We start from the raw sequence: 6,984 nt of genomic DNA, 5'->3' as shown, positions 1-6,984 counted from the left end.
GTTTCTGCATGGAACCGCTCAAGCCAAGCGCCTGGCGCGTACTTTCTCCCGAACTGGCAATTGCCCAGATTAAGAATGCCATCGAGCATTACAGTCCGGCCGCGGTCGGGGTCGGTGACGCCTGCTTTGGCGTTCAATCCGGCTGGCGGAAGGAATTTATCTCAAGACTGGTGGAGCTGAATCCTTCCTGCTGGATTCTCTTTGAAACGCGCCCCGACTATATTGATGATGATGATATCAGAAAGCTGTCCCGTCTGAAAATCGAAATTCAGTTTGGTGTCGAATCCTGCTCTCCGCAAATACTTCAGTTGATGAATAAGACCAAACATCCGGAGCGGTTTCTCTCCGCTTTTCTTGACACCAGCCGCGCCCTTTCGGAAAACGGCATCGTGCATGGCGGCAATATTATATTCAATCACCCCGGCGAAACCAAAGCAACTCTTAACGAAACTTTCTCCTTCATCGACGCCCAGCTTGCCCGGGGACAATCATATCTTATCTGGACCTGCCATGGCTATATGCATTTTCCCGGCAGTGAAATCTATCAGAATCAGGGGCGGTATGAAAAAGAGTTTGGGGCGAAGTTCCCGGGAAAATGGTGGTTGGAGGAAACCGACCCGTTCGTCAGCAGTCGCCAGGTGGTGCCGTCATCGGAGTTAGGCGGCGACGAGACAGAACTGTGGCGGAAAATGTATCGTGAGCGGGAGCAAAAGTTCAAAGACGGCTTGACCGATATCGCTTTTCGGATTGCGGCGCAATCATATTATCCGGGCTGGTCAAAAGACCGGAGATACCAGGAACTGGTAAATCTCGAGCCGGAGCCATAGGAAATCCTTCCGTTACCGCCTGATAACAAAAAGCCTGTGTCGCTCCGGGCAGGACACTGCTCAAGTCGAATCATACCCTCCTGCCCGGCTTTCTACCGACAATCCACATCCACCGTCGCGACCGGTCAATCGGCTCATCGTTTACCGAGCCGGTTCCGGTAATATCAACAAAGCCCACTTTCTTTAAAATAGCTATCAGCTCATGATAGGAGTAAACCCGCAACGTCACATAATGCGTTTGCAATTCGCCGTTTTTGAGAAAGCTCCATTGTACTTTATTTGCGGAGCGGGCATAGTCAAACTCCCGGGATTCCAGGGAGATGGCGTCGCCGAACTGCAACCAGCCGCGGGATTCGAAGTTGGTTATCAGCCAGTCGCGGTTGATGAGATGCAACATGATTTGTCCGCCCGGTTTCAACGCTTGATAGAGCCGGCGGAGAACCATCAGGTTGTCTTTTTCATCTTCAAAGAATCCGAGAGATGTTCCCAGGTTGAGAGCGGCATCAAACCGGTTCTGGAATTTTAACTTTCTCATATCTTCAAGGACCGTCTCAACCTTCACTTTTTTCCCGGAGGCTGTTTCCTGAAGTTCTTCCAGATACGAGCGGGTAATATCGACCGCGGTCACCTTTAGTCTGCTTTGCGCCAGCGGAATGGAAACTCGTCCATACCCGCAAGGGCAATCGAGAACACGGTTGCCCGGTCTCAATCCCAGTTTGCGGATTATATAACGGACCTGGAATATGGTGTCTCTTGGCGATAGAATATTGAAGAACGGTCGAAAATCCTTTTCAAAGAAGTCTCGCCACCACTCTTTTTCCTTTTTCATAGCAACACTCCCGGCTTGAGATTGTTGGAATCGCCTGATTAACAAGATATCGTCATCAGCACCATACTCCAATATTTTCTCCCAGTCAAGCCCCGACTGACTTAAGTGCCCATGCGGTTTAAAATGCCCGACATTTTGTTTCCCTCAAGCCGATTTAATCATATATTTCACCTGTAGTAACTTGACCGGTAGAATCGGGAGTCGTTCGTGAGCCTCAATCTTGAATTTCCTGATGATTCCAAGACGGAATCATTGAAGGTTCTCTTTATTACTCACAATTATATCCGCTTCAAGGGGGATTTTGCCGGCGTCTTTCTGCATCTTCTGGCGCGCAAACTTCGGGAGCAGGGTCTGGAGGTGATAGTGGTCGCCCCCCACGATGCCTCTTTTGCCGACTCGGAAGTTATTGACGGCATAAGAGTCTTCCGGTTCCGGTACGCCCCCGAACATAAAGAGACTTTTGCTTACCGGGGGGATATGCATCGTCAGTTACTGCGAAACCCGCTGCGAATTTTTCGGCTATTCCGGTTTCTCAATGCCGGTTATAAACTGGCGCGTGAAATAATCGAGAAAGAGAAAATAAAGGTAGTTTCGATCCACTGGGTGGTTCCGAACGGCGTAATCGGATACAGACTGAAAAGGAGATTCAAAGATAGAATTCGGCTGGTGCTGAGCTCTCATGGCACCGATGTCCGCCTGCTGACTCAATATAAGTTCCTCCTGCGTCTATTCCGGCCGGTTATCAGGTCGAGCCGGCGCTGGACAGTGGTTTCAAGTTTCCTTAAAGAGAAAATCTCGGCCCGGGACTTTGAAGCGGCTGGAAAAGTGCAGGTGGTGCCGTTGCCGAACGATGAATCGCTTTTCTATCCTGATGACCGGATTCGACGGGAGCCGTCGCTGGTCGTTGCGGTCTCGCGGCTGACGGTCCAGAAGCGTCTGCCGATTCTCTTCCAGGCAATTAAACTCGCCTCGCGCGACATTTCGGGATTAAAACTTGAAGTCTATGGCACCGGTCCGGAGAAATTCCGGCTGGAGCGGATGATTACCGATATCGGATTAGAGGGGAGAGTCTCTCTGGTAGAGCCGCTGCCGCAACGGGAGTTGCGTCGGGTTTACAATCGCGCCACGGTTGTGGTATTAAACTCCGTGGAGGAAGGATTTGGACTGGCGCTAACAGAGGCGATGCTCTGCCGCACGCCGGTCATCGGCGCCCGCTCCGGCGGGATTCTGGATATCATCGAAGACAGGAAAACCGGCCTGCTGGTGCCGCCCGACAATCCCGAACGGCTTGCCGAAGCGATCAGGCTTTTAATCAAAGATTCTGAATTGCGTACGCGGCTCGCCGAAGAAGGGTATAATTTCGCTCTAAAGAGATTCAGTTCGACGGCTACCGCCCGCCAGTACGCCGAAATCTTCAAGTCGGCTTGAAGTCCCCCCGGTTACTTTGCTCGCGATAATTGTGAATCGACCCGGCTGAGAATCCCTTTTAAATCGGCTGGGAATTGCCCCAGTAGCTGGCCTACTACGAAGCGCTTGAATTTATTCCGATGATTATCTGACGTTCTTCCGGAAAACGCCTTCTCCGCATACCTCCAGACCTTCTCGAAGGCTTCGTCGGTCAATCTCCCATCGCCGCCAGGGAGCTGTCTCTGTCCGTCATATTCGGCAAGGAGAAGATTCTTGACCCGACGAGAGGGCAAGTCGTTTTCAAGGGCGATTCTAAATATCTGGAGAATATTAGCCTCGCCCAGGCGCCAAGGGTCATACCCTTCGCGGCGCAACCCCACTATCAACGCCGTGCAGAGATGCGCCGCCCGGCGCGCCTTACCCGGTATTTCGGCGGCGAGTTGCTCAAATATCCCTACAAAGGGGGAGAGGGAGAGGGCGTTAATCTGCTCCTGATGAAGCCCCATCGTTGCCCAGCGTGCCTGTTTCTCCCAGAGCGGCTCACCGACTTTTTTCCGGTTGGCGCCGACTCGCTCCTCGGTTATTCTGACCGGCGGATGGTCGGTATCGGGATACATCCGGTCGGGACCGGGAAGAATCCGCTCAAAATCGGTGGTGCCGTCTTTCATATCCTGACGAGTCTCGTGAATGACACCCTGCGCCAGCTCCGCTATCCTTATCTTGATTTCATTAACGGCGGTGGCAACATCTGGGGAGGGACCGCATATCAGAACCATATCATCATTTTCTTGCCATTCCAGCGCAGCCCGGCATTCCTGCCATATGCGGTCGGGAATGTCATATTGCTGCTTATGCGAATAGAAGAATAGATTCGGCTTGCTGTCGATGCAGGCAATCACCCGAATCCGCCCCATTAATTCCGAGCCGAAGTCCCAGTTTGGCTGCAGAGGAGTAGTTATATATTCTCTCATTCCGGGAAGACGCAGCCCTACCACCTTCAGAGGCTGGTCGCTTTCCAGACGGCGTCCTATTACATTGTCGCTGCCGCTGAAATCAGCGGTGAGATTTCTCTCCTTGTAAGGTATAGCCGACGGGTCAGGGAACTGGCGATTGAACTTTTCCTGTAGCTCCAGGAGTCCCTTTTGGCGCAGCGCTTCATACGCCGTCAACGCCCGAATATTTCCCACCTTATAGACACCCTTAATTTCGACCCGTTTGCCGCCGGTAACGGAGACATTTACATCCTGACGCACCGTGCCGATGCCGCGGCGCACCAAACCGGTAATCTTCATCGAATTTCCAAGAAGATGGCAGACTTCCTCCGCCTCGACCGGGTTTTTCATATCGGCGCCGGTAATAATCTCCACCAGCGGGGTGGAGAGACGGTCGGTGGCGAAGGTTATGACATGTCCAATATCCGATATCTCCCGGCAGGCTTCCTCCTCCAGATTGACCTGGGTAATAGAAATCTTGCGCCCTTTGTATGGCACCCAGCCATCGACGCCGATTATCATGGTTCGCTGGAAGCCGGTCGGGATGGAGCCATCCAGATACTGCTTCCTGATGACATGAATCTCATCGACTATCTTGCAATTAAAAAGGAGGGCGAGCTGGATAGCATAATCGACCGCCTGCTGATTGACCAGAAAAGGGGGGGTGTCGTCCATCTCGTACGTGCAGGTGCGGTCCCGGTAGAGGCGGTAAATCACCTCTTTCTTGGTCTTGAACTCCATTAACGCCGTGCCGTCATATTCCCCCAGTTCCGAGAGTGTCGGACGCATATGCCGGAGAATTTCGGCGTCATGGCGACGTTTGGTAAGACCGACCGGACAATGACAGAAGAGCTTCCTTTCGGTCGCTACCTGCTGGTGGATTTCCAGCCCGCATTTGAAGCCGAGAGATTCAAAGAGAACCGAGTCGTTTATGTCAACCTTACTGAAGTCCATTTTGCAGGGGAATATATATCAGAACGGCGAAAAATAAAGGGAATTCTGTATCTTTTCGAGACCGGAATCGATTGACAGCGGCGTATCAAAGTCCTTTATTTTTGGAAACCTGAATGAGGAGGGTCTATGAGTTCCATTGAAGCCATTATTGACCGTCAACTGCGGCGCTGGGAACTGGAGCAGAGGAAAAAAGCGGAGGAAGAAAAGGGGGGTAAGCCCGGGGCGATTCGTCCCATTGTCACGGTCAGTCGTCAGCGCGGAAGCCGCGGCGCCTACCTGGCGGAACGTCTTGCCGAAAAACTCGGGTATCAGCTTTTGCACCGCGAAGTAATCGACCATATCTGTAATTCCACCGGTTACCGCCGTCAGATGATCGAATCGCTCGACAACAAAGTCCGCTCGCGAATTGAGCTCTGGTTTGAAGGGGTGTTCAAGGGGCTGTATGTCGATTCCTCCGATTATTTCCGTCATCTCTATAAGGTAATGGTCTCCATCGCGGAACTGGGGGGAGTGGTCGTGGTGGGCCGGGCGGCGAATTTCATTCTCGGTCGCGACCGGGTTTTCAGCATCCGCGTGGTGGCAGCGCTTCCCCGACGGCTGGAAAATCTTATTCAGTATCAGAATCTGACTCGCGAGCAGGCGGAGCGAGATATTCGCGAAACCGACCGCGAGCGGCAGGAGTTCGTGCGCAGTCACTTTCGCCAGGATATCGATTCCCCCGGCGCATACGACCTGGTCATCAACACCACCTATATCGACCTCGAGTCGGCTCTGACTCTGGCGGAAATCGGGATAAAATCCAAATGGCGCGCTCTCGGAATCGCGACGGCGCCGTTTTCGGGATGATGATTTCCGACGGCGCGGCGGTCGCATCGCTGACAGAAAGTCTGCCGCGGGAGACGGAAAAAGCCGATTTCTCCTATGAAAAAACAATCTGGAGCGAGTCGTACATCATGCGGTCAGGTCGATTTTCCCTATGACGGCGACTTCTGCGATTTGAAAATTTTTTTCAAATTTTAAAAGTTTTTTGTTGCTATGAGTTTTAAACATGATTTTAATTTGCCTTCAAGATGATACAATGGAAAATTAGAGATTGATTAAACAGAATGATGTGTGCGATTGTAAATAGCGGCGAATCTAAAACCAACTTCTATACAGTACTTCAACCCCCAACAGTTCTTAAGGAGGACTAAATGCCAACCAAGAAGAAAGCGGCCAAGAAGCCGGCCAAGAAGGCAGCAAAGAAAACTGCCAAGAAGAAATGACGAGCACAATCGTTCATTTTAGTTTCATCAATCTCAAACCTTAAACTTCCGTTGGTACATGGAGGAACAGATGGCTACAAAGAAAGCCAAGAAACCGGCCAAGAAAGCCAAAAAGCCGGCTAAGAAGAGCAAGAAGTAGTCAGAGTGTCAGAGTGGGATCTCTGGACATGACTCAATGGCAGGGATCCCCAATGTTTTAAAGGAGGCACCGAATGCCAATGAAGAAAGCCAAGAAGCCGGCCAAGAAGAAAGCGCCGGCGAAAAAGAAAGCAGCGAAGAAGAAAGCGCCAGCGAAAAAAGCAGCGAAGAAGAAAACCGCCCGCAAACCGAACCCGGCATTTATGAAACCGATGCAGCCGGATGAATATCTCGGCGCCGTGGTGGGTATGAAAGCGATACCGCGTACGGAAATCACCAAGAAGCTCTGGGACTATATCAAGAAGAATAAGCTTCAGGATCCGGTCAACAAGAGAATGATTAACGCGGATGACTCCCTCAAGGCGGTCTTTGGCGGCAAGAAACAGGTCAGCATGTTTGAAATGACCAAGTTGATTGCCAAGCATATGAAATAGACGCTTTCCTGCCATAGAAACGAAGGCCGAAGCTGATTCGGCCTTTTTTTATTGGGGGAGGGTCTCGGCCGTCTTCTTGCCAGTTTTGATTTTGACAGATTCCCTTTTGCTTCGTCATCCGGTTGGATATACTATATT

The 6,984-nt window shown here is 51.5% G+C and carries 7 protein-coding genes; 5 read left to right on the top strand and 2 right to left on the bottom strand.

Going from position 1 to position 6,984, the window contains the following annotated elements; all coding sequences use genetic code 11:
- On the top strand, positions 1–827 hold an 827-nt coding region (locus AB1690_12135), incomplete at its 5' end, for a radical SAM protein (protein MEW6016056.1).
- A 70-nt stretch (positions 828–897) separates the two neighbouring features.
- On the opposite strand, the gene AB1690_12130 is transcribed toward AB1690_12135, so the two are convergent.
- Positions 898–1,656 (bottom strand): class I SAM-dependent methyltransferase, encoded by a 759-nt coding sequence (locus AB1690_12130; GenBank protein ID MEW6016055.1) that lies wholly within the window; start codon positions 1,654–1,656, stop codon positions 898–900.
- A gap of 207 nt (positions 1,657–1,863) precedes the next feature.
- On the opposite strand from AB1690_12130, the gene AB1690_12125 reads away from it, so the two are divergent.
- The gene (locus tag AB1690_12125) at positions 1,864–3,084 is read left to right on the top strand and encodes a glycosyltransferase family 4 protein (protein MEW6016054.1); all 1,221 of its coding nucleotides are present in this window, start codon (positions 1,864–1,866) and stop codon (positions 3,082–3,084) included.
- An 11-nt stretch (positions 3,085–3,095) separates the two neighbouring features.
- Here AB1690_12125 and gatE read toward each other — a convergent pair whose 3' ends face one another.
- Positions 3,096–5,009: a Glu-tRNA(Gln) amidotransferase subunit GatE gene (gene gatE, locus AB1690_12120; protein ID MEW6016053.1), complete on the bottom strand. Its 1,914-nt coding sequence runs from the start codon at positions 5,007–5,009 to the stop codon at positions 3,096–3,098.
- Between the two features lie 126 nt (positions 5,010–5,135).
- Here gatE and AB1690_12115 point away from each other — a divergent pair, with 126 nt between their 5' ends.
- The 3 genes from AB1690_12115 to AB1690_12105 all read left to right on the top strand — a co-directional run bounded on the left by AB1690_12115 (position 5,136) and on the right by AB1690_12105 (position 6,846).
- Complete coding sequence (locus tag AB1690_12115) at positions 5,136–5,855, top strand: cytidylate kinase-like family protein (protein MEW6016052.1); 720 nt, start codon at positions 5,136–5,138, stop codon at positions 5,853–5,855.
- Positions 5,813–5,989 (top strand): hypothetical protein, encoded by a 177-nt coding sequence (locus AB1690_12110; protein ID MEW6016051.1) that lies wholly within the window; start codon positions 5,813–5,815, stop codon positions 5,987–5,989. Before AB1690_12115 ends, AB1690_12110 begins: the two co-directional genes overlap by 43 nt.
- Before the next feature lie 497 nt (positions 5,990–6,486).
- The gene (locus tag AB1690_12105; protein MEW6016050.1) at positions 6,487–6,846 is read left to right on the top strand and encodes an SWIB/MDM2 domain-containing protein; all 360 of its coding nucleotides are present in this window, start codon (positions 6,487–6,489) and stop codon (positions 6,844–6,846) included.
- Positions 6,847–6,984 lie beyond the last annotated feature (138 nt).

This window comes from Candidatus Zixiibacteriota bacterium (assembly GCA_040753495.1).
Classification (GTDB): Bacteria; Zixibacteria; MSB-5A5; order GN15; family PGXB01; genus DYGG01.
The sequence above is the reverse complement of the archived record's forward strand: the minus strand, read 5'-3'. Positions and strand labels throughout refer to the sequence as shown.

Coding starts and splice junctions, on each gene's coding strand:
- AB1690_12130 (MEW6016055.1), bottom strand. CDS start 1,656: ATGAAAAAGGAAAAAGAGTGGTGGCGAGACTTCTTTGAAAAGGATTTT.
- gatE (MEW6016053.1), bottom strand. CDS start 5,009: ATGGACTTCAGTAAGGTTGACATAAACGACTCGGTTCTCTTTGAATCT.
- AB1690_12110 (MEW6016051.1), top strand. CDS start 5,813: ATGGCGCGCTCTCGGAATCGCGACGGCGCCGTTTTCGGGATGATGATT.
- AB1690_12115 (MEW6016052.1), top strand. CDS start 5,136: ATGAGTTCCATTGAAGCCATTATTGACCGTCAACTGCGGCGCTGGGAA.
- AB1690_12105 (MEW6016050.1), top strand. CDS start 6,487: ATGCCAATGAAGAAAGCCAAGAAGCCGGCCAAGAAGAAAGCGCCGGCG.